Source organism: Desulfosarcina sp. BuS5 (assembly GCF_028752835.1).
In the GTDB taxonomy this organism is placed as follows: Bacteria; Desulfobacterota; Desulfobacteria; order Desulfobacterales; family BuS5; genus BuS5.
Genome location: NZ_CP087952.1, coordinates 1,232,725 through 1,257,167, shown reverse-complemented (window position 1 = coordinate 1,257,167; position 24,443 = coordinate 1,232,725). Strand labels below are relative to the sequence as shown.

Here is a 24,443-nt window from a genome sequence, read left to right as displayed (position 1 = left end):
TGAGGTGAATTGTTTTGAAAAAAATAGCTTTCCTTTTCCCGGGCCAGGGATCGCAATCCGTAGGAATGGGACAAGAATTTTACAATGAGTACGATTTTGTCAGAGAAATTTTTGACATGACCGAAGAAATAACCAAAATCAATATTTCCCGTTTATGCTTTAAAGGGCCGATGGAGGATCTTACAGCAACGGTTAATCTTCAACCGGCTGTAACCGCAGTAAATCTTGTCTGTTTGACAATAATGGAGAAAGAGGGGATAAAACCTTTTGTGTCAGCAGGTCACAGTTTAGGAGAATATAGCGCTCTTTGTTCTTCCGGAGTTATTAACCGGGAAGATACCATAAGGCTTGTTTATCAGCGTGGAAAGCTTATGCATAGAGAGGCCGTAAAAAATAAAGGTGCCATGAGCGCCATAATAGGCCTTTCAATTGATGAGCTATCCAGGATCGTTGCAGAGGTCCGGCAGGAAGGAATTGTTGCTGTGGCAAACCATAATACTGAAAAACAGATAGTAATTACCGGATCCCCGGATCAGGTTGGGAAGGTCGGCTTGATTGTATCTGAAAAAGGGGCCCGAGCCATACCTTTAAAAGTTAGCGGCGCCTGGCACAGTGAGTTGATAAAAGGAGCGGAAAACGAATTTGCCGATTTTCTTAACAGGTTTTCGTTTAATAAACCTGCAAGCCCCCTCATCCTGAACGTGACCGGTGATTTTGGGAATGATCCCGCTGAAATTTTATCTATCATGGCTAAACAGCTCTGCAGCCCGGTTAAATGGTACGATACAATCCAAAGACTGATTGAAGAACAAGTTGAAATTTTTGTTGAAGCAGGACCCGGCAAAGTGCTGGCAGGTCTATTAAAAAAAATCTTGCCAAAAGACTATCCCCGCAAAATTTTTAATGTAAACAATATGAAATCCGTGGATCGTTTTTTTAACGAAGTTTTGTAATTATCCATACCAGATGTTTTCAAAAAAAATAAAATTCTTTTTTATCCTTCCAATATTACTATTGGTGCTCCTGTTTGTTTTCACATTGGCACTCAATGCTCTGATTCAAAATCGTACAGTTCAAAATTACCTGCTGGCTCGTTTAGGAGCGTCAATTGGATACGAACTTAAGGCGGGTTATATGAAGTTTGATTTTGCAGGGGGATTAAGAGCAACTGTTCATGATCTTTCTGCAAAACAGAAATCGGGTACTGAAAAGCTGACTGCTGCAAGCCTTTACGTTATATTGGATGCCGGAGGAATAATCAGGGGAAGGATTATTCCGAAAAAATTCTTGCTATTTAAACCGGAGATTGAATTCTCATTAACAGGATCCCGGCATACTCCCCGCAAACTCGAATTTGATGCGCTGATGCGATACCCTCTTTTCAAAATTTTAGGCAAAATTGATTATGCGGCAATAAACGCTGCTACAATAGTTTTAAAAAATCAGGATATTAAGTTGGATAATCTATTTTTACAGCTCTCACCCCAGGAGCATAATAAAAATATCCTGGATGTAGACATGTATGGAAGAATTGAATTCAAAAAAGAAAAATCCTGTTTTTTCACAAAAGGGGAAATCGACCTGGACCGATCCGGCAATAAAGAGACAATGGCTGCATTGGCACTAAAAATAAAGGAGCTGCCATTAGGATGGGCCCCGATCCCGCGTTCATTGCCTGTAAAAAAAGGAACAGCTGACGCTAAAATCGATTTACAAATTATGCGCTCTGGTTCAATATTTATTAATGGCCGGCTGCTTTTGGATAATCTATGTTTTCTGGTAGATAAAGCAAAGGGGGTTAAAGAATATTCTCTTCCTGAAGCGACCGTCGATTTTAAGGCCAATTATATCAAAAACATATTCAATATTTCGTCATTTAATATAGAGGCAAACAATTATACCCTGCACGCAAGCGCAATGTTCGATCTGCACAATATGTTAGATCCTTATCTCGACCTTAAGGTCAGATCTCCATTTATGCCGCTGGCATCCTTTAAGGAAGTCTTCCCTACCCCACTTGTATCTCACTGGCTGGAAGAGACTCTGTACCCATGTTTTAAAAAAGGCGAGGTTAGATGCGATCTTTTTGCCCTTCAAGGAAGTTTCAGCCGGCTGGCCCATTTAAACAAGCATGAAAACTCAAAATGTCTTTTGCTGGAACTTTCATTAAAAAATTTGAAAATCATTACAGATAAAGCTGCACTGCCATATACCGGCGTTTCAGGCCATCTTGTAATAAAGGACGGCAGTCTGGCTGTGTCTGGCGCAAAGGGTATATTCGGCGCTTCAGTTGTTAATGCCGGAAGTATGAAGATCGACAACATTTATTCCAAAAATGCTCTGTTTAATTATTATCTTAAAGCCCAATGCAATATCGAGGATATCAAACAGCAGACAGAAACCGCTCCGCTACCGGAACATATTGAAACCCATATCCAAAAAATTACATCTCTTTCCGGTAAGGTTGATGCTGAATTGAGATGCGAGCATATCCGGGGCAGGAAGAGCCTTAAATTAAAAAAAAGCGTCTTCAAATTAAAGGACTGTTCAATAACCGCTTCCGAGCTTAAACTCCCCCTGCTCATTACTGAAGCTGTTTTCCACCTCGAAGATAATCAAAAGAATATTTTTTACGCTAAAGGCATGCTGGGCAAATCCGGTTTTATTCTTTCAGGGCAAGGCGCCGGTATATTTAAAAAGGGGAACGTCGATATATCATTCAGCGCTGATATTGATGAGATCTTACAAAAAACAACTAAAGGGTATAATGAAATAATAGATTTTAACGATATTATACCCGGGCGGGCATCAATTAAGTGGAAAGATGACGGGGTATGGTCCTGTAAGGGTGAGATAGATCCCGAAGGTGTTGAAAAGTATGAATCCGATTTTTCAAATGTTAATCCCAAACCCGGACAAAAGATATCTTTTAATCTGGATATTATTCCGGGGCAAAAGATTATAGTTAATAAAATCAGTGCTAATCCCGGCAAAACATCCATCGCCCTGTCAGGTTCTTTTGATTTGCAAGATATGGACACCATCTATCTTAAGGTGATGGCAGACCCTCTGCAGCTTAAAGACGTCAGGTTTCTTTTTAATGGATTTGAGAAACCGCCGACAGGCACAATAAAATGCAGCACAGAAATAAAAAAATCTATTTCAAACTTATCAAAAACTCAAATATTCGGAAAATGCGAGGCTTCTGATATTTCATTCTCAGCCTGTAATCTTCCTTTTGATATTCAAGCTTGCAATTTTAAGGCTGAATTTTCAGGGCAGGAAATATTAATATCTTCTTTTGAGAGTATGCTGGGCAATAGTTCAGTCTCCTTTTATGATAGTACCCTGCAAGGATGGAACGGTATTAAAGGAGAAATCAATATAGAAGCCGAATATCTGGATCTTGCCGGTTTAATTGCCGGCACAGACAATAAATGCGGAAAAAATAAAAGAAAAGACCTTTCCGGCTTTATAAAAAACTCGGATTTAAGTCTTAATATTAAATCAAACCAGGGCTCTTGGAAACAGATTGACTACAACCGGCTGTCGGCCGCAATCTCTTTCCGGGATGCTATATTTTCTATTGCAAACTGCGATATCAAAAGCGCGACGGGCAATCTAAAAATAACAGGACACATGAAATCAGGTGCCAAGCCTGAATCGATTTTTAATATCTACGTGAAACTGGATAAACACCCGATAGAGAATATAATTCAAGGCCTTGATATATTAAAAGATATTGATGTTGCAGGCGCTGATCTTTCAACCGAAGGATATTTGAGTATAAAAAAATTTGATGAAAAAGAAATTATATCCAATCTTAAAGGAAATTTCAATCTGCTGTTAGAAGATGGGGTTATCAAACATTCTAATATTTTTTTCAAAACACTCAATTTTTTGAGTCTTAATAATATAGTCGATAAAAAACCGTCTGAATTTTCAGAAAAGGGTTTTAATTTTAATAGTATTAAGGGGAACCTGGATATAGAAGACGGAGTTCTGAAGACCGATAATCTCGTCATGCAAAGCCCCATATTTAATATGGCAGGGAACGGGTATCTTAATTTGAATAATGATAAAATAAATTTAAATTTGGTAATTTCACCCTTGGGAACTATAGACATGCTGATAAACAAAATTCCCGTTGTAGGTTATGTTCTGGCAGGAAAAGAGAAATCAATAATAACCTTTTACCTTAATGTTCAGGGCAGTCGATCCAAACCCGAAATAAAATATATACCGTTTCAGCATTGGCCGGCCAGCATATTCGGTTTTGTAAAGCGTACATTTCTAACTCCGGGGCGCTTGTTGCGGGATGTGCCAAAATTAAAGAAGGATGTTTCAGAAAAAAACCCAGCCCCTTGAGCCAATTTCAAAACACCCCCTTTTGCCCGATATCTGCTTCCTTGATCTCGAACAAATATTTTGCTTATTTTTTTACATTCACAAGGATCAGTCCGGAATGCATACGCTGAATTAAAAAGAGGATCGTTTCTCCCTTTTTAGTGCTTCTTAATATATTTTTGAATTCCTTTACGCTATCGATCTCCTTGCGATTAATCTCAAGAATAATATCACCCTTGGCAATTCCGGCCTGATCAGCTTTACTTGCAGATCTCACATCGACTACAATTATTCCGGCATCTTCACTGATATTGAAACGACGGGCTATTTGAGGGGTTATTTTCGCTACCTGGATCCCCAATTCTTCATGTTTTTTCTGCATGTATCTTGAAGATGCCAGGGTATCAGGCCGCTCTCCAACTTTCACCTTAAAAATCATTTCTTTACCATCACGCAATACCTTTATTCTTATAGTCTCGCCCACGCCGATATTCGCGATCCTGGTTGTAAGCTCCTTGCTGGTTCTTACTCCCTTTCCATTGATAGCAACAATAATGTCTTTCGGTCTTATACCTGCCGCATCTGCCGGATCGCCTGAAACAGCATCAAGAACCAGCACTCCTCTCTTATCTCCCTTGATTCCGTAATATTGAGCAATCTCTCCTTTTAGATCCTGAATCGTAACTCCAAGCCAACCGCGTGTTACATCTCCGTTGTCCCGGAGTTGCCTGATAATCCCTTTGGATAAATTGATCGGAATAGCAAACCCGATACCCTGGCCGCCGGCAATGATCATTGTGTTAATACCTATCACCCGGCCGTTCATATCGATCAGGGGGCCGCCGCTGTTACCAGGATTGATAGAGGCGTCGGTCTGTATAAAGTCATCATAAGGCCCCGACCCTATTACACGGCCCTTGGCGCTTACGATGCCGGCAGTTACCGTATGGGCAAGGCCAAAGGGACTCCCTATTGCGACAACCCATTCCCCGACTTTTAAATCATCCGAATCTCCCAATTCCACATGGGGAAATTTTTTAGCAGCGTCGATCTTGATAAGAGCAATATCAGTGTAAGGATCACGTCCGATAATTTTTGCATCGAACTCTTCTTCATTGGCCAGAACCACCGTTATTTTGTCCGCTTCATTAACAACATGATTATTTGTAACAATATATCCTTCCCGATCTATAATAAAACCGGAACCGAGACTGCGCTGTTTCAAATCTCCAGGCTGATCTCCGCCGAAAAATTTTTCAAAAAAATCGTTAAAAGGATCTTCCTTTCCAAAAGGACTACGTCTATATTGATGAAAACCGTAACCACCGCCTTTAACAGTTTTTACTGTCCTGATATTTACAACAGCCGGAGAGACCATTTTAGCCAGAACATCAAAATTCGACGGGATCATTTTACTTACTTCATCTTTTGATACTGCCGGAGTGACAGCAAAAAATCCGGGCAAAACTCCCGCCGCTATCAGGATAACTGTATAGAGCGCTATTTTATTAACTATTTTCATTTTTCACCTTTCAATTTTTCACCTTTCAATTAAAGATTATGGTCTCATAGTAAGGAACGTTTGGCGGAGAGGGTGGGATTCGAACCCACGATCCCGTTTTTGACAGGATACCGCTTTTCGAGAGCGGGGCCTTCAGCCGCTCGGCCACCTCTCCAACTTAGTACATCGCGTTTTGAAGTATACCTTTTAATCTCAACTGTCAAGAATTCAAATTAGCAGTCAGCACCGGATAAAACCAAAATAGTATTTAAAAAACGATCATGATTTAACTTGAACAATGGTCTATATTATAATATCAGTTTCAATAACTTTTATTATTTATGTTTTGTAAAAAAATAAGGAATCAGAGGTATGGCGGAAATTATTCCATTTAAAGGCATTCTATATAACACTGACAAAATCGGCAACATGGCTAACGTCGTTACACCCCCGTACGACGTGATATCCGACGATGAACGGGATGAATACCACAAGGTCAATTCATATAATATCATCAGATTAATCCTTGGTAAAAAAAATGAACATGATCCGGACAAAGAAACCTATCACGCTAAAGCATCAAATTATTTTACAAAATGGCTTGATGATGGAATTCTTGTTCAGGACCGGGTGCCTGCTTTTTATTTGACAACGCACGAGTTTCCTTTGGGAAACAGAACTGTTACGCGTTACGGATTAACAGCGTTGGCGCGCCTTATGCCTTTTGACAGGGGCATTATTTTACCCCATGAAAAGACATTCTCAAAAGTCAAATCAGAGCGTTTAGGGCTTTTGAAAAAATGCCATGCTAATTTCAGTTCTATATTTTCCCTATATTCCGATAAGCAAAATATAATTTTAAACTCACTTAAAGATGCTGTTTCAGATAAACCGCCTGACATGGACTTCACGGATTATAAGGGGCATAAACACAGACAATGGCGCATAACCGACAGAGATATACACGCCTATGTTGCGGATGCCATGAAGGATAAAAAACTTTTTATCGCGGACGGGCATCACAGATACGAAACATCCTTGAATTACAAGGAATGGATCTCCGCCAATAATCCGGATTTTAATGCTGACCATCCTGCCAACTTTGTAATGATGTATCTTTGCAGCATGGGAGACCCAGGGCTGATTATACTCCCGGCCCACCGTATCCTGACCGGTTTAACAGGTACAGAACTCTCCTCTTTTAAAAAAAGATGTGATGATTTTTTTGACATAACGACAATACCCTATAAAAACAATGACAACGAAAAAGCGAAAGATAATTTTATTTCGACCCTGAAAGCAAATAGCGCAAAAAATATTATCGGCGTATTTATGAAAAATTGCCCTGAGCTATTACTTTTAACCCCGAAACCCCAAGCCATGGAAGATATCTTTTCAGATGTGATGCCCGCTGCTATAAGGAGTCTGGATGTAACCATCCTAACAAATCTTATTTTAACCAGGATACTTGACTTTGATCAAAAACGAATGGACGATGAAGAGTTGTTTTCGTATACCACCGATTATTCCGAAGCCATAGATGCTGTCACCCCAGGAAAAGCCGATATTACTTTCATTCTAAATCCAACATTAATAAAGCAAGTTCAACAAATCGCGGAGATGGGGCTGATCATGCCGAGAAAATCGACATATTTTTTTCCAAAAGTTATTACCGGTCAGGTTCTAAACCGACTGACAGGATGCAAAATCAAGTAAATACATTTAAAAAACTGAAAAAGTATATCAATGTCTCGGATGAAGAAGTGGGGAACAACTCCCTATAAATTTTCACATAAATAATTTCACTGCGTTATCGGTCGTCGAAGTATTACAATACGCCTTCCTCCCTCTGGCTTTGTGCCTAATTTTAAAATCGGGTAATTATCTGAAAATCTATATAACGAGAATATAATATCCGGCGACATTTGTCGTTAGTGCTATTCTACGGATTATTACTGAGGCAAATATTCCTCCAGCTCCGGCACAATCTCCCGCACAAATTCCTGAAGCCTTTTTTCGGCATTTTCCAGCTCCTCAAACTCGTAAACCGGTGTCATTACCCGCACCAGCGCGCCGTCCGTCCTTTGCCTGGTGAGCGCATCCCAGAAAGCAAAAAGCTTTAGCTGATAAGCATTTGTCAGAATTCTTCCCCGCTGAGGGAACCAGTAATAAGTAAGCTGCCTGCTCCCGCTTTTTTCCATCAAAACGCGGTTTACCGGCACCAAGCCTTTATCTTTCAGTTTAAAAGGTAATTTGACAGCCCCGGCCTGCTTGAAAATCCATCCACCTCCAGGCATACAAGTGGCCGGAGAATGGATCGATTCCCCTTTACGCTGGCTTTCATAATAGGCAACATAAAAATTGACACTCCGGCCTTTCTGATTCAAATAATCCACCAGAACATAATCGCTTAAATCAAGGGCATCAATAAACTTCTGTTCCATTATTCCGCGCGTGCCGTTCCATTCCCCAATTTTTACCGGAAACTGATCAAAAGATTTAGCAATCGGAACCTTTTCCCGGAACTCAATCCCCTGGGAAAGTCCCCATGTCGCACCCAGCAAAATAACAGCCGCCACAAACTGCGGCTGAAAAAGTAAATTTCGGGTTTTGGGTTTCGGGTTTTGGATTATCCCGGCTTCAGCCTCTGCTCCGGCGCCCTGCTCTTTATGCCCTGCGCTCATCTGTGGATAAATCTTTTTCAACACCCACATCTCAAACAGCAGAATTCCCAGGGAAACCATGAAAATAAACCAGCCGGAAAAGTCATGAAAAAAACCACTCGCAACTTTAGGGCCAAAAACGGGGTAGAGCATTCCGACAGAAGCAATCCGAAGCCCGTTAACAAGGATTGATATGGGAACAGTGGAAATAACCACCAAAACTTTTTTCCAGAAAGCCTCCTTATAAAAATAGGCCAGCAGAATCCCTAAAACCATCAGGGGAAAAAGATACCTCAACCCGCTGCAGGCATCCACAACCTGCAACTGTGTGAAACCGAGATCAATCACATTCCCTTCCCGGTAGGCAGACATACCGAAAAGCTGCATTATAAAAACTCCTAATTGGGAGGAAAGCAATTTAAGAGTCACGGAAATTTTCTGGTAAATAAAATTGGGAGGCGGAAAAAGAGCCAGGATCAAAGTCAGCGGAAAAGAAATAATTTTTGATTTCTCCCAGCCCAGATGAAGCAGACACAAACCTGCAAGGATCAGCCAGAAAGACAGGTATAAGGTAAAATACTCACCGCCCAGCTCGCCAAGCCAGAAAAATACGATACCCAGCCCTAAAACCGGCAGACCTTTCCAGGAAGGGATGGAAGGGGTTGCCGAAAGCTGATCCTTTTTTTCCCAGATAAGATAAATAACTATAAAAGGAACAAGATAGCAATACGTGAAATCATCCCGCTGCCATTGCGGCGCCAAATAAGTGAAAGTGTTAAAAAAAATTCCGGCAACCAGAAGAACATAAAATCCTGTTCCTGCCAATGCCGTTTTATTATATTCTGTTTTCATGTTAAAATTCCAAGGCGAACTTTGCACCCGCAACCCAACTCATTGTATTTACCAAATATATGTAATCACCTACAAAATTTGTAGCTAATTTTTCATTATAATTTTCTTGTTTTTTATGACAGAAGTTCAGGAGTAAGGTGCTAAATACGGCTCATTCTTACCAAACAGCTTGTACATGTGGATATTCTATAATCTTTCTATCCTTAATGATTCGATCTGCCGGGTCTTTATGGAAACCGCCAGGAAGATTGCATGACTCCATCGCTATTTCAGGCGTTAACTCAATTACCCGTAAACCGCTATTCTCTATAGCATTGTTCAGCCAGCGCTTTGGATCAATTTTTACATTTATGCGCCCTTTGGTCACCATCATTGCAAATTCCCATATAGAAATTGAGGCAATGGCGCGTTGATCTGTTTGCGTCTTTTTAATCAATTTTTTGACATTATCGGACAACAGCTTTGTTGCGCTATGCGACCATATCCAGGTATGCGTATCCAGTAGAATCATAACTTAATCAAGTTCCCATGCGTCAGGATCAATGACCGTTTCAGTTAAATCGCCAATAGTTTCAACAAGACCTTCCATGCTTCCGAGGAAAGGATCTTTTTCGTTCTTCCGCGCAAAATGCACCAACTTTGCAATCGGCTCGCCTCGTTTGGTAATAATCACCTCTTTATGCGTTACCCTGACCTGATCAAGGATCTTAAAACAATTTGCCCGGAATTCTGCGACATTGATTTCCATTTATTGATCACCTCCCCATATGATTGTGTACATTTTAATATGTACTGATAGAAAAATCAATCTCCTTTCCTTTTTCATGCCGCTTTGGGCATCGTTCATTTTCCTGTTTATATTTTTAATGTATCCGCAGATTACGCAGATTGCACAGATTTATTTGTGTAAATCAGCCTCTTGTATTCCAGTGACCTGGCTCCGAAGTTAATCAAAAGGCCAACACTCAGCCTGGCAGTCTTGAGATAATTAATGAGTTGTGCTTCTTCTATCCCGGATAGTGCGCCTAATGCTTTAATTTCAATAATAACCTCATCAAAACATACAAAATCCGGCTGATACGTCTTGGCCAACGGTTTGCCTTTGTAAAATATTTTAACAACCGGCTGCGATTTGAAGGGTATTTTTTGCATCCTGAATTCTTTCTCCAAAGCCTCCTGATAAACCGCCTCGAGAAAACCGCACCATAGCTCTTTATGCACCTCAATTGCCGCTCCTATTATAGCATAAGTTCTTTTATCTCTCATAGTTTAATCTGTGTAATCTGCGTAATCTGCGGATTAATTTGGGAAACAATAACATACAACAGTACCGGTTATGTGATTTTAAATAATTGGCTTATGTGGCTTTTGTTTTTAAGATAGAATCATTTTAAATTTTCTTCTTCCCTTTATTCGATAAATTGTAAAGTCTCGATCTATTGTTGCAATTGTATTCAAATCAAGTTTTTCAGCAAGATACACAAGGCACGAATCAGCAAAATCCATTGGCAAATCATGATATTTTTCTGTTAATTCTTTAAGTCTTTTAAAATCATCATTTTCAATATTATAAATTTCAACTGCTCCTCGGTGTATCCATTCCAGAAAGTCTATTTGAGCATTTCGATTAAAATCTAATAAATGTAAAGTTTCAGTAATTGATGCAATAGTTGTAACCAACGGGAATTTATTGTTTCTAATAAAATTAACAGCTTCATGATGATATTTATCCGATGCATCAAACAGGGCTATTAATGGTCCGGAATCTATAAGGATTTTTTTCATTTCCTTTTGGCCTTAATTTTGCGTTTAACCAGTTCCTTTCTATTTGTCGAAAGGTTACCAAGACCGCTTGAATATTTACCGAATAATTCTCCGCCTGCCTCCCAGGCATTCTGATTACTAAGCCTTCCAAGATAATCATAAATACTTTTACGTATTAATTCAGATTTTGATAATCCAAGATTTTTTGCTGTGCTATTAATAGCTTGTTCTAACTTTGCATCAAGTCTTAGTGTAATCATTTTATCACCTCCGTATTACATTATGTAAAACACATTAAAGGTGAGTGTCAAATTATTTTTCAACACATAATGTCATCAGCCGTCGCTTGACCTGGAAAGGCCAAATCACTATCCCAAAAAAAATCAGAGAGTTGTTCAAAGCGGAAATATCTGACAAAATTGTTTTTATCCCTTACTAATATCAACTGCTTTCTTAATTTTCTTGTCGCCCCGCCCGCCTGCCACTGCGAGGCACGAGCGGGCAGGTTGCGAAGCATTGCGGCAGGCCGAAAATATTTCTGGATTTTACCTTCTTTGATCAGGTCCATAGGATCCATGACATCACCAGAAATTTGAGAACACTATATATTACCCAAAAAAGTCTCCACACTACTGGCGGATCTACGACCTTGAGCTGAATTGTATCCACAGATTACGCAGATTACACAGATTTATTGGTGTAAATGAGCCTCTTGTATTCTAGCGACTTAGCCTCGAAGTTAATCAAAAGGCCAACCCTCAGTCCGGTAGCCTTGAAAACACCGCACCCTAACTCTTTATGCACTTCAATTGCTGCCCCTATTATTGCATAAGTTTTTTTATCTCTCACAAAAAGATCAGAGTGGATTTCAAATTTCTCTCCCAGAGCCTTCTTGGTTCTTTTAGAAACCCCGGCAGCTATTTAAGGACGTCCCCCTTACTATTAGGAAAAGATGTCCGCTTTGTGGTCGATAAAAGAGGACATAAGCGCGCTGTTCAAATTTCTTACAAAAAGTATATAGCTATCCAGGAAGAATTGGAACGGTACGCTTATTTTGAGTCTCCTGAAGTTCGGAAACGAATACGTAAATCTGATGAGGACTTAAAGGCCGGCAGATGTGCTCGTTTCTTCGTGAAAAAGATTGACAAGGCTCTGGAATGGCTGAATGATTGACATAGAAATTATCTTGACTGAAACACTTCGGGAAGACTAACGTCTCCTGCCAAAGACCGTCAAAAAGAAATTCGATAAACAACTCCGTTTCCTGGCCAAAAATCCAAAACATCCATCTCTGAAAATCCACCGAATTAAAGATCATTGGGAATTCTATGTTGATAGAAAATACAGATGCATATTTCAGAAGAAAAAAAATCTATTTATTCTTAAACACGTGGGCAGTCATAAGATAGTGGATGATTTTTGATATGATTGACACTTTTTTCTTCTGCGGAGTCCGCAGGGGGAAACGTCTGTGTGTATCTGCGCGGGTCTGCGGCAAACTCTTTTTTACCAAAACAGCCTTGAGCGGAAACGGGTAAATTCACTCATTATTCTTGACGCATCATCTGTTGTTTGATTTTTTCCTTTAACACCCAGCCCAAGAAAATCGGCGTAGATTTAAGATTTCGTTCCCAGAGTCTTCCCGGTTCATCCTTTCCGCGACCAGACCCAGCGTTTTTTCTGAAGAACCGAGGAAAAAATATTTGAGTCCCCTTCCCTCCTCGTTTCCCTTGCCTGAAAGGCCAAGGAAAAAGTCGGTTCCCGCAACTTTTTCAGTGCATGGGAGCCCTAAAATTTTAGCTGCTATTATAATCCCTGTGCCGTCGGGGAGCAGAATATCAGCCTTTTTTAAAGCGCTTTCAAACAAAGCATCTTTGGAAGCAACAACCAGAGAATGAGGGTTGGCGCAGGCCATGTATGCTCCAGCGCCGCCGGACTTGATAAACTGCCATGCCAGCTCGACATCACCTGCCAAACCTCTGTTGCTGATGGAATATTTGCCTAGTTTGATTACCATATTTTATCTGCCTGCCAACATTGATGGTCTCGTAAGAAGTCAAAAAATGTATTTTTTGGTCATTCCGGCGCAAGCCGGAATCCAGTATTTTTGATTCTCTTCAAGTATGTGTTTTTATAACATAAAATTGACCACAGCAAGAGTTAGCCGAAACGGAGCGGTTGACTTGACCAGCTCAATAATCTTAAAACAATTTGTCCTGAATTCGGCTACATTGATTTTCATTGATTAACCAGCTTCCCATATGCTTGTATAGATTTTAATATGTACTGATAGAAGGGTCAATCTTTTTTGAGCCGCAGGGGGAGGTTTCCCCGCTTTCCGCTTTCTTTAGTACTTGCTTCTGAAAGGCTGTTAAAAAAACAAGAAAATATTTTGGCATCCGCTTTGTAGAGACAAGGCATGCATTGTCTCTGCGTCATTGCCCGCCTTGGTCCGGCTGGAATTTTTTCTTCCGGAGCCGTATCGATTCCTGGGGTTCGCACAAAAACAAGTTCGCAATTTTAAGTATAGAGGCGCTGCCTGGTAAGGCGCGAGATCTAAGTTTCTAATTGACAAAATTTATCAAAATGCTATCCTTACCAAAAAGTAAATATTTTTTGGCACGAAACATAGGCACAAGGTGAAAAATGATAACCGGCACACTATCATCGAAAGGCCAAATCACTATCCCGAAAAAAATCAGAGAGTTGCTCAAAGCGGAAATATCTGACAAAATTGTTTTTATCCCTCTTGGGAACGGTAAGGTGATGATTAGCGCCCAACAAAATTCTGCAACCGAGCTTTTCGGTATGCTGAAGCACAAAAAGCTTGCAAAACCTGTTTCTTTGGAAGAAATGGAATCTGCAATACAAAAAAGACGTGCAAAAAAGAATTTGCAATGATTGCTTTTGACACCAATGCTCTGGTGCGAATGCTGATTGAAGACGATAAAAAGCAAGCCGGCATTGTCCAGAAAGTTGTTGCGTTAGCTGAACAAAATTCTTTGCAAATAATCATCTTACCTGAGGTTCTCATTGAGACAGTGTGGGTTCTTGAATCCATCTATCAATGCAGCAGAGAGGATATCTCACATTTTCTGGAACTTTTATTTTCTACACAAACATTTACTTTTCCGGATATAATTGTCATACGCAATGCCGCCAAACACTACAAAAAGAGAGGAGATTTTGCAGACCTTCTCATCGTTGGCCAAGCCATGAAATGGAAGGCAAAAAAAATTTTCAGCTTTGACAAAAAACTTCAAAAAATATTTCCTCATTACGTAGTCGAAAAGTTCAATCAGGCTGATTTATGCTGATGTTTAATTTTTTCCTTATCTTATTTGCTGAATTTTGCCTTAAAAGGAGGCGAATATGTCCCACAAACCTCGATGCGGGGAAAATCCCGTTTCATCCTTTCCGCGATCAGACCCAGCGTTTTTTCTGAAGAACCGAGGAAAAAATATCCGTGTCTGAAATATTCTTCAAAATAATCTTCCATATCCTCTCTGCCGCCCGGCCATCCCATTTAGGCGGGACATTATATTCTTTGCTTTTCCCCTTGATACTTTCCCTGTAAGCATTGAGGATGGATTCTTTTTTAGTCCCCGCCAAAATATTTGTCCCCATCTCAATTGTAATCGGCCTCTCCGTATTTTCCCGCAGGGTAATACACGGCACACCCAGAGCAGTAGTTTCTTCCTGCAGCCCGCCGCTGTCTGTGATCACTACGGCAGCATCTTTCCATAAAAAAAGAGCTTCCTTAAAACCCAAAGGCGGCAGCAACGTAATATTATCTGAAAATCTTATATTAAATTGATCGATCATTGTCCCGGTTCTTGGATGTACAGCAAAAACAATCGGCATGTCATCAGAAATTTCATTTAAAGCAGAAACTATTTCATTCAAGGTTTCCCCGGTGTCCACATTGGAAGGTCTGTGCATTGTCAAAAAAGCATAATCTCTATGCTAATTCCTGAATTCATAAGTTGAAAAACCGCTTACGTCTTCATCCACAAGTTTTTCCACCTGGTAAAGAAGATTATCGATCATCACATGACCTACAAAATGGATACTACTTTCAGGCTTACCCTCGTTAATAAGGTTCTGCATCCCGCTTTCTTCAGTAACAAAAAAATAATCACTAATAGAGTCTGTGACCATCCGGTTGATCTCTTCCGGCATGGTAAGGTCAAAACTTCTAAGGCCTGCCTCTACATGGGCAACCTTTATCAAAAACTTTTTTGCTACTATGCTGCAAGCAAGGGTTGAATTTACATCACCAACTACAATTATAATATCAGGCTTTTCATCCAGGCAGACTTTCTCAAAAGCTGTCATTATCTTTGCGGTTTGGACAGCATGAGAGCCTGAACCTGCATCCAGAAAAAAATCCGGCTCAGGTATTTCAAGATCCTTAAAAAAAGCCGCAGACATCTCATAATCATAATGCTGGCCTGTATGGACTATTTTGCAGTCAATCTCCTTATATTTTTTGGATTCCCTGTGTACAGGGGCGATCTTCATAAAATTAGGACGAGCGCCCGCAATCAACAGTACTTTCATTTTTATATTTATCCCCTTGCAGTTATTTTTTTTTCTGAACTCAACATGGCTTTCAACTTGATGAATACAAGGAAAGACGTTTTGAAATCCACCAGGCATGCTGATAAACTGCCCTTAAAATCAGCATAAACTCTTTGTTTGAAAGTTCAAGAATCTTTAAACAGAAAAAAACAGGGGAATCCTCAGCCCGCATTCCATAACAGACATATAATGGGTCCCTGCAGAAAAAGGGTTGGTCTTTATCCACTGCAAAACATCATCTTTAGCAAATTTTAAAATAGATTCTGTTGATGATGAGTTCTGGCTCTGAATGGCAAAAGCAATAAGAAGGGTAATATGCTGCAGCCTGGCCGGTTCCCAGACGGCTCTGATATCAGGAGCATCCGGGCCGGTTTTAATATCCGCAAAAAAAACATTCCGGTTTTTTGCTTCAAAATCCGCAAGCTCTTTTTTGTCCGTATTCAGCGTAAAAATAAAGTCTGAGAGGATCTTTTCAACTATCTCTATACTCACTTTCCCGCACAGTTCAGGCATCTTAAGATTAATAACATCTTCAGGATTAATATCTGGAATATTTATGTAATTTTTATTTTTAAAAAATTTGGATTTTAAACGGAGAGTCAAAAAAAACTGGGCTGCCCGATAAGACAATTCCGGGCAAGAAGAGTTTTTAAATCTTAAAAGGTATTTGTTTAACATTAAACAACGTTTTGAGCGCATCCCAGCCACTTCCGCAATGATCTATCGATATTTTTTTTATCACCGGCTGACAATGTTCCAACTGTTTTTATAATCAGCCTGTGGTTGATAGTGTAAACACCACGCTTCACAACAGAACGGACATTAAGCCCGGCGCCATGCCAGTCCACCAGAATAAATTCTCCGGGAAGAAGGGAGGCTGTTTTGCTTGTTAATGGTACAATAAAAATATCATGGGAAGGATGGGGAGAACTAATAACTACAGCAGGCCTGATTTTGGAACCCGACAAATCTGTAAATGGATATTTTACTAAAACCACGTCATATTTAGAGTAGTTTTTCATAAATATCATCTTCCTGATTATTCCATATACTGTCCAAAGATATTGCTCCGACTTTTTGCCAAAATTGATGATCCTCCCCGTCATTCAATAATGTAACTAAAACTTTAGTGCCATCCTGAATATCAATATCTTCCAGCAATTCAATCTTTTTTTTTCTAACGATTGCCCAAACTGTGTTTAACATTTAGTTACCCCCCCCCCCCGTTTTTTTATTGCCGGTTATGCAAATTTATGCTTAACCCGGTGCGAATTGATTCTAAAATTTTAAATGTAACTAAAGACGCACTGTAAATCTCATCAAAACCGATAATATTATCTGTAGAGACAAGGCATGCCTTGTCTCTACTGTTTATAAAAACCTGTACCTCTTTTTTCTGTCCCTTATCCTGACTCATCATCTTTTTGACTCTTTTTTTCCCTTTTGCATGTATAGCAAGAATCTTAAAATCGTCCAGAATGGCGGTGCAGCCATTAGAAAAAATTTCCACCCGTTCTTTTGGAAGAGATTTATCCCCATTTGCAAAATAGGATATCGTCCCGATAGAGCCGTTCTTATACGACAAGGTAATATTCAGTATATCATTCAAATTTTCAGGTTCCCTTAAAGCAGCAGCATAAACCGAAACAGGCAAAGAGCCATTTATAAATGTTAAAAAATCGACAAAATGACAAACCTCGCCGACAATTCTGCCGCCCCGGTTTCCACATCATGAATCCATGAATCCGATGGAATTTTACCAGCATTAATCCGGTAAGTCATGGACATAGGGCCATCGCCGAATTCTTTCTTAATTCTCTCCGCTTCTTGCAGTTTTTACCGTGCTTCCTTCAGTCCCGGCGCTGATAAGAGAATAATAATTTTTAACCAGCACCTGGCCTCTTTGCAGGGAAGGGAGAGTAGTATCTTTGATCTGCATCTTCCCGTTTTTTAGTTTTTGGGTTAGTTGTTTCATGTATAAAGTCAATTTTCAAAGGATTCCTTGCTATCCTAAATTTGGAATTTCAAAATTCCTCAATTAGCCTCTTTTTGAAATAAAATATTCACCAATGTTTCAGTAGATATTCCTTCAGCTTTTGCTTTTTTTCTTATACCATTTATTATATTATTGGCAACAGGCACCAAACAGGCGCGTCGTTTAATCTCTATCTCAAACTCAGCATCTTCCATCATATCTTCATAATCTGCAAAGTCGTGATTATCCCAAAAATCCCCTGCTTCGGAAATGGTGCTAAACATTTCGGGTAACTGATCCCTTTCTTTTGTAATCTTGCCTCTGCCTTTTTGCATAGTATTTCCTCTCCTTATCTGTCATATCGAGAGCAGAAATCACAAGAGCCTCATGCGTTCTCTTATATACTCAACTTTCGGAGGAGCAAATTCACGTTCATCCCCCCCTCCAATTGGGGCATTGGGCTATTATTAAGGCCGAATATGCAATAGCTTCCCCCATTATCAGGTCGAGAATGGAGTTTATGATCCTCTCAGACAAATTATGGGCCTTGCGTAGAGCAGCCATAGCCAGTTGCATTATCCTCTTCAAGGCATCAATGAAAGTTATGCTGGCCAATGCTTCATTGCAAGATCTAAATAAATCTCCAAAAGACCGTTGGTCAACGCTTTCTCTTTGGAACAGGCTCAATATATTGTATCTGGCCATTACCAGGGAAGTGTGTCCGATTAAACCATCGTAGTTCCGGATTTGAATTTCTTTGACCAGTTTTAGATGTTGCTTGCACATTTTGAAAAACACTTCGATGTCCCAGCGTTTGCCGTATAGCCTTATTATTTCTTCATCAGCTATGGAAATATCTGTTGATAAAAAAGCGAGCCAACCCCGTTTTTTGTCACAAGGGACAAAAATGATTCTTGCTTTTTTCCCGTCAGGCAATATGACAAGGACACTGGCTTTTATTTTGGCCTTTCCTCTTTTTTTTCTTTAGCTTGCCATAGAGGTCTTTCAACCGGAGTTTCTTCCCCTTGTACTCATAGAGCTAGTTGGGAAGGTCCTTAGCATGCAGATAATATGGATATGATTGCGAAGGGTCGAGATAACCGAAGGTATTGAAAACCAACTATCCATTACAAGGTACTTCGCCTGGATACCAATCTTAATGGCATTTTTGACCATCGGTTCCAGTAACTTTGTGGATTTTGTTATCGCTTCTTTGCGGCGTTGATAGCCACATGTTCGTTTATCAATACCGGGATTAATTTCATTGTACAGACCTCGTACTTTTATCAATATTAATTAGACGCTATGACATCTAATAATCTGAATATATTTATAATTAAAGCTATAGTGTAAAGCTGTATAAAAATTGGACACGGCAATTTTCATGCCATCGTTTTGTTTAAATTAATTCAATAAGTTAGTGGTAAAATTTATAAAAACATTGTCGAACTCAAATACCGAGGTCTGTTGTAACGATTCTTTTCTTTTGCTGATGACAACAGGGCAAAATCAATTCCAGGGAAACTGTTCCCGTCAGACCAGCCAAGAGTCAGAAACCTGAACCCTTTTAAATATTTGCTGGTTGAATGATCAAATACACGAGAAAGAAGCTCAACTTTTTTGAAACGGCTTCTGTCATATGTCGAATCATCAAAGATGAGAACTTCTTCGGAAGAATCGTCCAGAAGGTTTTTGATGAGAAAATAAATTCGGCTGCTAAGAAGAAGTGTGAAACGTCGCCAGTTGTAGATGGCGCTAAAGGGTTTTGAAGGGTTACCAACATAGTTGCTTCCTTCATGGGAGAACCATTGTCTGAATGAAAAACAATATCTTTCCCACTTACTCCTTCTGATAAACATGCCCTTTTTACAAGACTTGAAGATAAATCGTCATTCTGTTTAGGATTCGATTACCCAGCCTCAAAAGTGTAATCAGATATGCTGCTGCTGTAAACAGCAGAATAGATCTAAAACTTGTACAAGCTAATAAATAAATCCCAGCATTTGCTTTTATTTCAGCATTATTTTTTATCCCACATGGGTCAAACGTAGACTTGACCCCATTCCTTACCTTACCACGGGAAGTCACATGATAAAAGGCGCCGGGGCAGGTTATTCTCAAGGGACGAGCCATTAGCAATCCTTTTACAGCTATAATGTGATGCGAATTTTATAGTCCTTTATCATGCGGTTTGTCAAGAATGAAGACCTGACCCCTTTGTTTCCGCAAGTTGGTGCCATCCTTTAGATACAAAATAACGCGTAGAGTTTTTTCATCAAGCTCAACAGGAACAATGCGCTCCACCTTGGCCTCAAATTTCTCCTCTATCTCCAGCAAACGCTCAGATGCTAACATAGTTTACCATTGAACTCCATAGGCGGCTATCGTCTCCAAGTCTATGATCTGCTTTCTTGCCTTTTCAAGCTCCTCCGTCCAGTGATGCCACATAATATAGTCTTCGTGCATTTCATGGTCAGCATCATCCGGTAATCCTTTTGTATCCAGCTCAGCCAGGGGCATACGGTACTTTTCCTCAAAGAACCGGACTTTGCTTTCAGCCAGAAAAAGCCGTTTCTTCCATTCAGAAAGACGTAATGCAACTCCATGGCTGATGACTGATACCTTCTCTTCAGCTGGCAATGATGAAAATTTGCTTTCAATGCTCTTATTTGCAACAGTTCGCATATTAAAACCTCCAATTTAAGGTATTCCTTAGTCATTTTTCTGCGTTAATCTGCGGAATCTGCGGATTGTTCCTTCACCACCTCGTTTTGCAGCCGATTCAAAATATTCAAGAAACTTTTCCCTGTCACGCCTGCTCTTGAATATATCCTTCCGTTCATTACCACGGGAAGTCACATGATAAAAGGCGCCGGGGCAGGTTATTCTCAAGGGACGAGCCATTAGCAATCCTTTTACTACTATAATGTGATGCGAATTTTATAGTCCTTTATCATGCGGTTTGTCAAGAATGAAGACCTGACCCCTTTGTTTCTGCAAGCTAATAAATAAATCCCAGCATTTGCTTTTATTTCAGCATTATTTTTTATCCCACATGGGTCAAACGTAGACTTGACCCCATTCCTTCCCTGAGCTTCCCTTCCTTACCTGCTCACTGTCCACTGTAATGTTTCTATTGATTACATACTTTCATCGTGATAAAAATATTCTAAATGAATAAATTAGGAGGTACCAAATCATGCCGGAAATTGCTATAGAACTCACATATGAAAAAATAATCGAGGCCGCTTCCAAGCTGGGTGAAGATGACAAGGAACGTTTATTTTTCTCCCTCAATAAAGATTATGCCAAAGCCTTAGATGAAATGCGCAAAGAAGCATGGGAAAGCCATCAACAGGGTGAAAGTGTTCAGTTAAAAGATTTAACATGAAATATGATGTCTACTTAAGCCCACGTGCAAAAAAACAATATAAGAGATTTGATGCCCATATTAAACTCAATATCAGAACCCAACTATTGGAACTCGAAGAGAATCCATCTGAAAAAGGAAGCCTTCTTCAAGGATTTAGCCTTGGGCTTCGTTATATAAAAATTTTTCATGTTGGTATCCAATATCGGGCAGTATATGATGTGGCAAAAGATAAAAAAGAAGTTTTAGTTATTTTTATAGGTTCACGCGAAAACTTTTATAAAGAACTCAGAAGGTTTTTGGCTTAGTTCGGGCGAGCCTGCCCTAATAAAATGTCTGTACCTGCCCCGTAGCTCCGAAAGATAGTAACAGGACAATCTACGCTTCCAAACTTTTTCTTCTTAAGTTCTTTATCTGTGCGTCTCTGCGTGTGCCTGTGGCTAACTCTTTTTTACCCAAAACAGCCTTGAGCCGAAATGGGTAAAACTTGTTGCATTTGTTATTCTTGACGCATCATCTGTTTGATTTTTTCCTTTAACACCCAGCCCAAAAAAATCGGCGTTGATTTAAAATTTCTCTTCCAAAGTCTTCCTGGTTCTTTTAAAAACCTGGGCAGCCATTCAAGGCCTATTGTTATCCAAAAACCGGAAGATCGTTCTTTAGTTCCCGCATAAAAATCGAATACCGCCCCGATAGCGGCTATAAACGGCACATTAAGCTTATCGCGATTTTCATAAATCCATTTTTCCTGTTTTGGGGCGGTCATGCCTACCCATAAAACATCAGGTTTGGCTTCATTTACAGCCTTTATCATTAACTGATTATCTTCATTTCTGAATTCATTTTTAAAAGGAGGTGAATAGGTTCCACAAACTTCAATGTAAGGAAAATCCTGTTTCATCCTTTCTGCGATCAAACATAGAGTTTTTTTTGAAGATCCGAGGAAAAAATATTTGAGTCCTTTTTTTTCTTCATTGTGCCTTGCGTGAAAGGCCAAGGAAGAAATCGGTTCCTGCGACCTTTTCAGTACATGGCAGTCCTAAAATTTTAGCTGCTATGATAATGCCCGTGCCGTCAGGAACCAGAATATCAGCATTTTTTAAAGCGCTTTCAAACAAAGCATCTTTTGAGGCAACAACCAGGGAATGAGGATTGGCGCAGGCCATGTATGTACCGATACTTTTGTTTTTTATAGCCTGTAATGCAAAGCCGACATCACCTGCCAGCCCCCTGTTGCTGATGGAATATTTGCCAAGTTTAATTAGCATTTTTTATCTGCCTGCTTTTCCTTTCAATTTCGGTTTGCGTGCGGGAAATGCTATCCGCTTTCGCCCTGATTTCTCCTGGCGTTTAAGAATATCTTCAAAGATTGCATCAGCGTCATGTTTGAACCTGGATGCGTATAGCTCTCTTAATTCTCGCGTTTCTTTAACTATTGGATCTTGCCACATAATATTAATCCTCCATGAGTTCTACAGGTGTGCATATTATTGGTGGTTCAAAACCATGATCAAAACAAACAGCCTCAATTTGTGTGCGCATTACCGCATTCGCGATGTGCTTACAATTCCATGTAAGAAGATAATCCATTCCATTAACTGTTTGCAACGGCTATGTGGTACGCATCAATCTCGGCACCTTCCGGAATAGGACCTTCAGCAACTAAAACTCTTCCTGATTGTCGTACTTTTTCCGTAACATCCTTCAATTGCTGCCAATCGACGTGCTGCCGCTTTCGGATGCCCTTGTGATGCTGCGGCAACAACGAATTCAGAAATGTATATTTCAAATTCAGGCCTTCGAATTTCCCACCACTCAATTGTTGTGTTTTGGTTGGCCATAGCGCGAAGATCGTTGCTCGGTCTCGCAGTCAAATAACTTGGAATTGAAGTTTCAATGTAAACTTTTGGTTTCATGGCATTATTTCCATATTCCTTCTTGATGTCCAACATTTGATTAATATGCCAGTGCCGTCAGGGAGCAGGATAGCGACATTTTTTAAAGCGCTTTCGAATAAAACGTTTTTGGAAGCGACGACCAGGGAATGGGGGTTGGCGCAGGCCATGTATGCTCCAGCGCCGCCGGATTTTATCAGCCACCAGGCCAGTTCGACATCACCTCCGGCCCCCTGTTGCTTATAGAATATTTACCAAGTTTGATTAACATATTTTATCTGCCTGCTCACATTGATTGATATGTAAAAAAATCCAATTATTTTTCAACTCGTCAGAGATCAGCGCTTTTATGGCAATAACAGCAATTGAGAGTTTTGTAGCAAAATCGGTCTGTTTGTCAGGATGCAATAAATAGATATTCAATTCTCTTCAACTGCGGCAAGTGCCCTCCGAAACAGGAGGTCACTAATTCTAAAATGAGCTTGAAAACGAAGATCATTTAAGACTTTTTCTAACGATTGTATCTCTCCTGATTGTTTAGCCTTAATCAGAATGCCAATTGTTCCGAGAATCTTTAGATCAAGGAATTTCGCTTTTTTTCTGGCATCCCGTTCATCTAAAAAAATTACATCCGCATTAATTTCTTTGGCCAAGACAATAGCTTCAGCCTCTCCTGCGTCCAGATCAATCTTAAGGAGTCGCAGCAAATCCGAACTATCAACATTTTGAACAATAATCCAGTCAGCCGATGAAACTTGTCTTGCTCCCGGTCGTTTTTCTCCTTGCTCAACTACCTCTCGCCAAACAGCAAAAGGAATCAAAATTTCTCTGCCAAACAACGTTTTTAAAAGATGCAAGTGTCCAATAGCGCTTAATCCAATAAGCACAGAAGAGTCGGCTACTGCTATCAAAAAAGTTCCTCCAGTGTTGCCAGATCCTCTTCTAATTCATTGACATCATAATTTCTATTAACATCTTCTTTACCTATTAATTCATAAAATTCCCAATAAGTCATTTGGGCAAGCTGTCTTGCTTTACCAAAGTTTAATAATTTTTTTCGATAAAGCCTGATAGCCAATTCCGTTTTTAGTCTTGTTGGAATTTCTTCTTCCGGCAACTTAATAGCGTGGGCAAGTTCCGTAGGTATATCCATAACTATTTGCATGTGACAACTCCTCCTGCTTTTATCCAAAAACCGAAAGATCGTTTCCTGATGCCTGCGTAAAAATCGAATACCGCCCCTATAGCGGCTGTAAACGGCACATTAAGCTTAGGAACGAGGACGAAATAACTTCCCCGTTCCTTATCACGATTTTTATAAATCCATTTTTCCTGTTTGGGAGCGGTCATGCCGACCCAGAGCATATCGGGACGTGCATTATTAATAGCGCTAATCATAGCCGAGTTGTCTTCCTGGCTGAATTCTTTCTTAAAAGGAGGCGAATATGTCTCGCAAACTTCAATGCAGGGAAAATCCCGTTTCATCCTTTAA

At 39.9% G+C, this 24,443-nt stretch carries 34 protein-coding genes, 1 tRNA gene and 3 pseudogenes; 8 read left to right on the top strand and 30 right to left on the bottom strand.

The features are described from left to right. Positions 1 to 14 precede the first annotated feature (14 nt). Positions 15 to 953 carry an ACP S-malonyltransferase gene (gene fabD / locus BuS5_RS06300; protein WP_027352753.1) on the top strand — a complete coding sequence of 313 codons (939 nt, stop codon included), beginning with the start codon at positions 15 to 17 and terminating at the stop codon, positions 951 to 953. Positions 954 to 1,134: 181 nt separating this feature from the next. Continuing rightward, positions 1,135 to 4,368: an AsmA family protein gene (locus BuS5_RS06295; RefSeq protein WP_198012165.1), complete on the top strand. Its 3,234-nt coding sequence runs from the start codon at positions 1,135 to 1,137 to the stop codon at positions 4,366 to 4,368. A gap of 64 nt (positions 4,369 to 4,432) precedes the next feature. Here BuS5_RS06295 and BuS5_RS06290 read toward each other — a convergent pair whose 3' ends face one another. Together BuS5_RS06290 and BuS5_RS06285 are read right to left on the bottom strand one after the other, a co-directional pair. Continuing rightward, the gene (locus BuS5_RS06290; RefSeq protein ID WP_027352751.1) at positions 4,433 to 5,869 is read right to left on the bottom strand and encodes a Do family serine endopeptidase; all 1,437 of its coding nucleotides are present in this window, start codon (positions 5,867 to 5,869) and stop codon (positions 4,433 to 4,435) included. A 61-nt stretch (positions 5,870 to 5,930) separates the two neighbouring features. Continuing rightward, positions 5,931 to 6,023 (bottom strand) — tRNA-Ser (locus tag BuS5_RS06285). 197 nt (positions 6,024 to 6,220) lie between these two features. Here BuS5_RS06285 and BuS5_RS06280 point away from each other — a divergent pair. Further along, entirely contained in the window at positions 6,221 to 7,564 is a 1,344-nt protein-coding gene (locus BuS5_RS06280) for a DUF1015 domain-containing protein (protein ID WP_027352750.1), read from the top strand. Positions 7,565 to 7,800: 236 nt separating this feature from the next. Here BuS5_RS06280 and xrtD read toward each other — a convergent pair whose 3' ends face one another. The 8 genes from xrtD to BuS5_RS06240 all read right to left on the bottom strand — a co-directional run bounded on the left by xrtD (position 7,801) and on the right by BuS5_RS06240 (position 11,976). Continuing rightward, a complete protein-coding gene (xrtD, locus tag BuS5_RS06275; protein WP_027352749.1) occupies positions 7,801 to 9,363 on the bottom strand; it encodes a VPLPA-CTERM-specific exosortase XrtD in 1,563 nt (520 codons plus the stop codon). Between the two features lie 157 nt (positions 9,364 to 9,520). Beyond that, positions 9,521 to 9,874 (bottom strand): type II toxin-antitoxin system VapC family toxin, encoded by a 354-nt coding sequence (locus BuS5_RS06270; RefSeq protein ID WP_051374525.1) that lies wholly within the window; start codon positions 9,872 to 9,874, stop codon positions 9,521 to 9,523. A gap of 3 nt (positions 9,875 to 9,877) precedes the next feature. After that, positions 9,878 to 10,111, bottom strand: a complete 234-nt coding sequence (locus BuS5_RS06265) for a type II toxin-antitoxin system Phd/YefM family antitoxin (protein WP_051374524.1) — start codon at positions 10,109 to 10,111, stop codon at positions 9,878 to 9,880. A gap of 131 nt (positions 10,112 to 10,242) precedes the next feature. Beyond that, the gene (locus BuS5_RS06260; protein ID WP_035264123.1) at positions 10,243 to 10,629 is read right to left on the bottom strand and encodes a GxxExxY protein; all 387 of its coding nucleotides are present in this window, start codon (positions 10,627 to 10,629) and stop codon (positions 10,243 to 10,245) included. A gap of 108 nt (positions 10,630 to 10,737) precedes the next feature. Beyond that, the gene (locus BuS5_RS06255) at positions 10,738 to 11,148 is read right to left on the bottom strand and encodes a type II toxin-antitoxin system VapC family toxin (protein ID WP_027352748.1); all 411 of its coding nucleotides are present in this window, start codon (positions 11,146 to 11,148) and stop codon (positions 10,738 to 10,740) included. After that, entirely contained in the window at positions 11,145 to 11,387 is a 243-nt protein-coding gene (locus BuS5_RS06250; RefSeq protein WP_027352747.1) for a CopG family transcriptional regulator, read from the bottom strand. The genes BuS5_RS06255 and BuS5_RS06250 overlap by 4 nt, the downstream gene beginning before the upstream one ends. Before the next feature lie 59 nt (positions 11,388 to 11,446). Next, positions 11,447 to 11,695, bottom strand: a complete 249-nt coding sequence (locus tag BuS5_RS06245; RefSeq protein ID WP_274428111.1) for a hypothetical protein — start codon at positions 11,693 to 11,695, stop codon at positions 11,447 to 11,449. A 113-nt stretch (positions 11,696 to 11,808) separates the two neighbouring features. Next, the gene (locus tag BuS5_RS06240) at positions 11,809 to 11,976 is read right to left on the bottom strand and encodes a hypothetical protein (protein ID WP_274428110.1); all 168 of its coding nucleotides are present in this window, start codon (positions 11,974 to 11,976) and stop codon (positions 11,809 to 11,811) included. 114 nt (positions 11,977 to 12,090) lie between these two features. Here BuS5_RS06240 and BuS5_RS06235 point away from each other — a divergent pair, with 114 nt between their 5' ends. Next, positions 12,091 to 12,300 (top strand): hypothetical protein, encoded by a 210-nt coding sequence (locus BuS5_RS06235; protein ID WP_027352745.1) that lies wholly within the window; start codon positions 12,091 to 12,093, stop codon positions 12,298 to 12,300. A 412-nt stretch (positions 12,301 to 12,712) separates the two neighbouring features. On the opposite strand, the gene BuS5_RS06230 is transcribed toward BuS5_RS06235, so the two are convergent. Next, positions 12,713 to 13,144: a WecB/TagA/CpsF family glycosyltransferase gene (locus tag BuS5_RS06230; protein ID WP_027352744.1), complete on the bottom strand. Its 432-nt coding sequence runs from the start codon at positions 13,142 to 13,144 to the stop codon at positions 12,713 to 12,715. Between the two features lie 629 nt (positions 13,145 to 13,773). Between BuS5_RS06230 and BuS5_RS06225 the strand changes: the two genes are divergently transcribed. Further along, positions 13,774 to 14,028 carry an AbrB/MazE/SpoVT family DNA-binding domain-containing protein gene (locus BuS5_RS06225; protein ID WP_027352742.1) on the top strand — a complete coding sequence of 85 codons (255 nt, stop codon included), beginning with the start codon at positions 13,774 to 13,776 and terminating at the stop codon, positions 14,026 to 14,028. Beyond that, complete coding sequence (locus tag BuS5_RS06220; protein WP_051374523.1) at positions 14,025 to 14,444, top strand: PIN domain-containing protein; 420 nt, start codon at positions 14,025 to 14,027, stop codon at positions 14,442 to 14,444. Before BuS5_RS06225 ends, BuS5_RS06220 begins: the two co-directional genes overlap by 4 nt. Before the next feature lie 106 nt (positions 14,445 to 14,550). Here the strand turns inward: BuS5_RS06220 and wecB are convergent. The 12 genes and pseudogenes from wecB to BuS5_RS06160 form a co-directional block, all read right to left on the bottom strand. Continuing rightward, positions 14,551 to 15,651, bottom strand: a pseudogene (wecB, locus tag BuS5_RS06215) (non-hydrolyzing UDP-N-acetylglucosamine 2-epimerase). A gap of 195 nt (positions 15,652 to 15,846) precedes the next feature. Next, positions 15,847 to 16,314 (bottom strand): hypothetical protein, encoded by a 468-nt coding sequence (locus BuS5_RS06210; RefSeq protein ID WP_274428109.1) that lies wholly within the window; start codon positions 16,312 to 16,314, stop codon positions 15,847 to 15,849. Positions 16,315 to 16,388: 74 nt separating this feature from the next. Further along, positions 16,389 to 16,733 carry a type II toxin-antitoxin system PemK/MazF family toxin gene (locus tag BuS5_RS06205; RefSeq protein WP_274428108.1) on the bottom strand — a complete coding sequence of 115 codons (345 nt, stop codon included), beginning with the start codon at positions 16,731 to 16,733 and terminating at the stop codon, positions 16,389 to 16,391. Next, positions 16,717 to 16,917 carry a hypothetical protein gene (locus tag BuS5_RS06200; RefSeq protein ID WP_274428102.1) on the bottom strand — a complete coding sequence of 67 codons (201 nt, stop codon included), beginning with the start codon at positions 16,915 to 16,917 and terminating at the stop codon, positions 16,717 to 16,719. The genes BuS5_RS06205 and BuS5_RS06200 overlap by 17 nt, the downstream gene beginning before the upstream one ends. Positions 16,918 to 16,942: 25 nt before the next feature. Continuing rightward, a complete protein-coding gene (locus BuS5_RS06195; protein WP_157487517.1) occupies positions 16,943 to 17,320 on the bottom strand; it encodes a hypothetical protein in 378 nt (125 codons plus the stop codon). Between the two features lie 201 nt (positions 17,321 to 17,521). Beyond that, positions 17,522 to 17,686, bottom strand: a complete 165-nt coding sequence (locus BuS5_RS06190; protein ID WP_157487518.1) for a hypothetical protein — start codon at positions 17,684 to 17,686, stop codon at positions 17,522 to 17,524. A 59-nt stretch (positions 17,687 to 17,745) separates the two neighbouring features. Continuing rightward, complete coding sequence (locus tag BuS5_RS06185) at positions 17,746 to 18,021, bottom strand: CopG family antitoxin (RefSeq protein WP_027355256.1); 276 nt, start codon at positions 18,019 to 18,021, stop codon at positions 17,746 to 17,748. A 62-nt stretch (positions 18,022 to 18,083) separates the two neighbouring features. After that, a pseudogene (locus BuS5_RS20410) lies at positions 18,084 to 18,955 on the bottom strand (IS4 family transposase); the annotation flags it as partial. A gap of 203 nt (positions 18,956 to 19,158) precedes the next feature. After that, a pseudogene (locus tag BuS5_RS06175) lies at positions 19,159 to 19,431 on the bottom strand (IS4 family transposase); the annotation flags it as partial. Positions 19,432 to 19,855: 424 nt separating this feature from the next. Continuing rightward, complete coding sequence (locus tag BuS5_RS06170; protein WP_027355257.1) at positions 19,856 to 20,041, bottom strand: hypothetical protein; 186 nt, start codon at positions 20,039 to 20,041, stop codon at positions 19,856 to 19,858. Between the two features lie 3 nt (positions 20,042 to 20,044). Further along, positions 20,045 to 20,371: a hypothetical protein gene (locus BuS5_RS06165; protein ID WP_027355258.1), complete on the bottom strand. Its 327-nt coding sequence runs from the start codon at positions 20,369 to 20,371 to the stop codon at positions 20,045 to 20,047. A gap of 27 nt (positions 20,372 to 20,398) precedes the next feature. Then, positions 20,399 to 20,590 (bottom strand): hypothetical protein, encoded by a 192-nt coding sequence (locus BuS5_RS06160; RefSeq protein WP_027355259.1) that lies wholly within the window; start codon positions 20,588 to 20,590, stop codon positions 20,399 to 20,401. A 295-nt stretch (positions 20,591 to 20,885) separates the two neighbouring features. On the opposite strand from BuS5_RS06160, the gene BuS5_RS06155 reads away from it, so the two are divergent. Continuing rightward, positions 20,886 to 21,077 (top strand): hypothetical protein, encoded by a 192-nt coding sequence (locus tag BuS5_RS06155; protein ID WP_027355260.1) that lies wholly within the window; start codon positions 20,886 to 20,888, stop codon positions 21,075 to 21,077. Next, the gene (locus tag BuS5_RS06150; protein WP_027355261.1) at positions 21,074 to 21,364 is read left to right on the top strand and encodes a type II toxin-antitoxin system RelE family toxin; all 291 of its coding nucleotides are present in this window, start codon (positions 21,074 to 21,076) and stop codon (positions 21,362 to 21,364) included. Before BuS5_RS06155 ends, BuS5_RS06150 begins: the two co-directional genes overlap by 4 nt. A 191-nt stretch (positions 21,365 to 21,555) precedes the next feature. Here the strand turns inward: BuS5_RS06150 and BuS5_RS06145 are convergent, their stop codons facing one another. The 7 genes from BuS5_RS06145 to BuS5_RS06115 form a co-directional block, all read right to left on the bottom strand. Next, the gene (locus BuS5_RS06145) at positions 21,556 to 22,053 is read right to left on the bottom strand and encodes a WecB/TagA/CpsF family glycosyltransferase (RefSeq protein WP_051375308.1); all 498 of its coding nucleotides are present in this window, start codon (positions 22,051 to 22,053) and stop codon (positions 21,556 to 21,558) included. Beyond that, a complete protein-coding gene (locus BuS5_RS06140; protein ID WP_051375310.1) occupies positions 22,028 to 22,324 on the bottom strand; it encodes a WecB/TagA/CpsF family glycosyltransferase in 297 nt (98 codons plus the stop codon). The genes BuS5_RS06145 and BuS5_RS06140 overlap by 26 nt, the downstream gene beginning before the upstream one ends. A gap of 3 nt (positions 22,325 to 22,327) precedes the next feature. Further along, positions 22,328 to 22,507, bottom strand: coding sequence for a hypothetical protein (locus tag BuS5_RS06135; protein ID WP_274428106.1), 180 nt, complete (start codon positions 22,505 to 22,507; stop codon positions 22,328 to 22,330). A gap of 204 nt (positions 22,508 to 22,711) precedes the next feature. Beyond that, complete coding sequence (locus BuS5_RS06130; protein WP_274428105.1) at positions 22,712 to 22,972, bottom strand: hypothetical protein; 261 nt, start codon at positions 22,970 to 22,972, stop codon at positions 22,712 to 22,714. A gap of 398 nt (positions 22,973 to 23,370) precedes the next feature. Next, positions 23,371 to 23,862 carry a DUF3368 domain-containing protein gene (locus BuS5_RS06125; protein WP_027355180.1) on the bottom strand — a complete coding sequence of 164 codons (492 nt, stop codon included), beginning with the start codon at positions 23,860 to 23,862 and terminating at the stop codon, positions 23,371 to 23,373. Beyond that, the gene (locus tag BuS5_RS06120) at positions 23,859 to 24,116 is read right to left on the bottom strand and encodes a UPF0175 family protein (RefSeq protein ID WP_027355179.1); all 258 of its coding nucleotides are present in this window, start codon (positions 24,114 to 24,116) and stop codon (positions 23,859 to 23,861) included. The genes BuS5_RS06125 and BuS5_RS06120 overlap by 4 nt, the downstream gene beginning before the upstream one ends. Then, the gene (locus BuS5_RS06115; protein ID WP_051375273.1) at positions 24,107 to 24,436 is read right to left on the bottom strand and encodes a WecB/TagA/CpsF family glycosyltransferase; all 330 of its coding nucleotides are present in this window, start codon (positions 24,434 to 24,436) and stop codon (positions 24,107 to 24,109) included. Before BuS5_RS06115 ends, BuS5_RS06120 begins: the two co-directional genes overlap by 10 nt. Positions 24,437 to 24,443 lie beyond the last annotated feature (7 nt).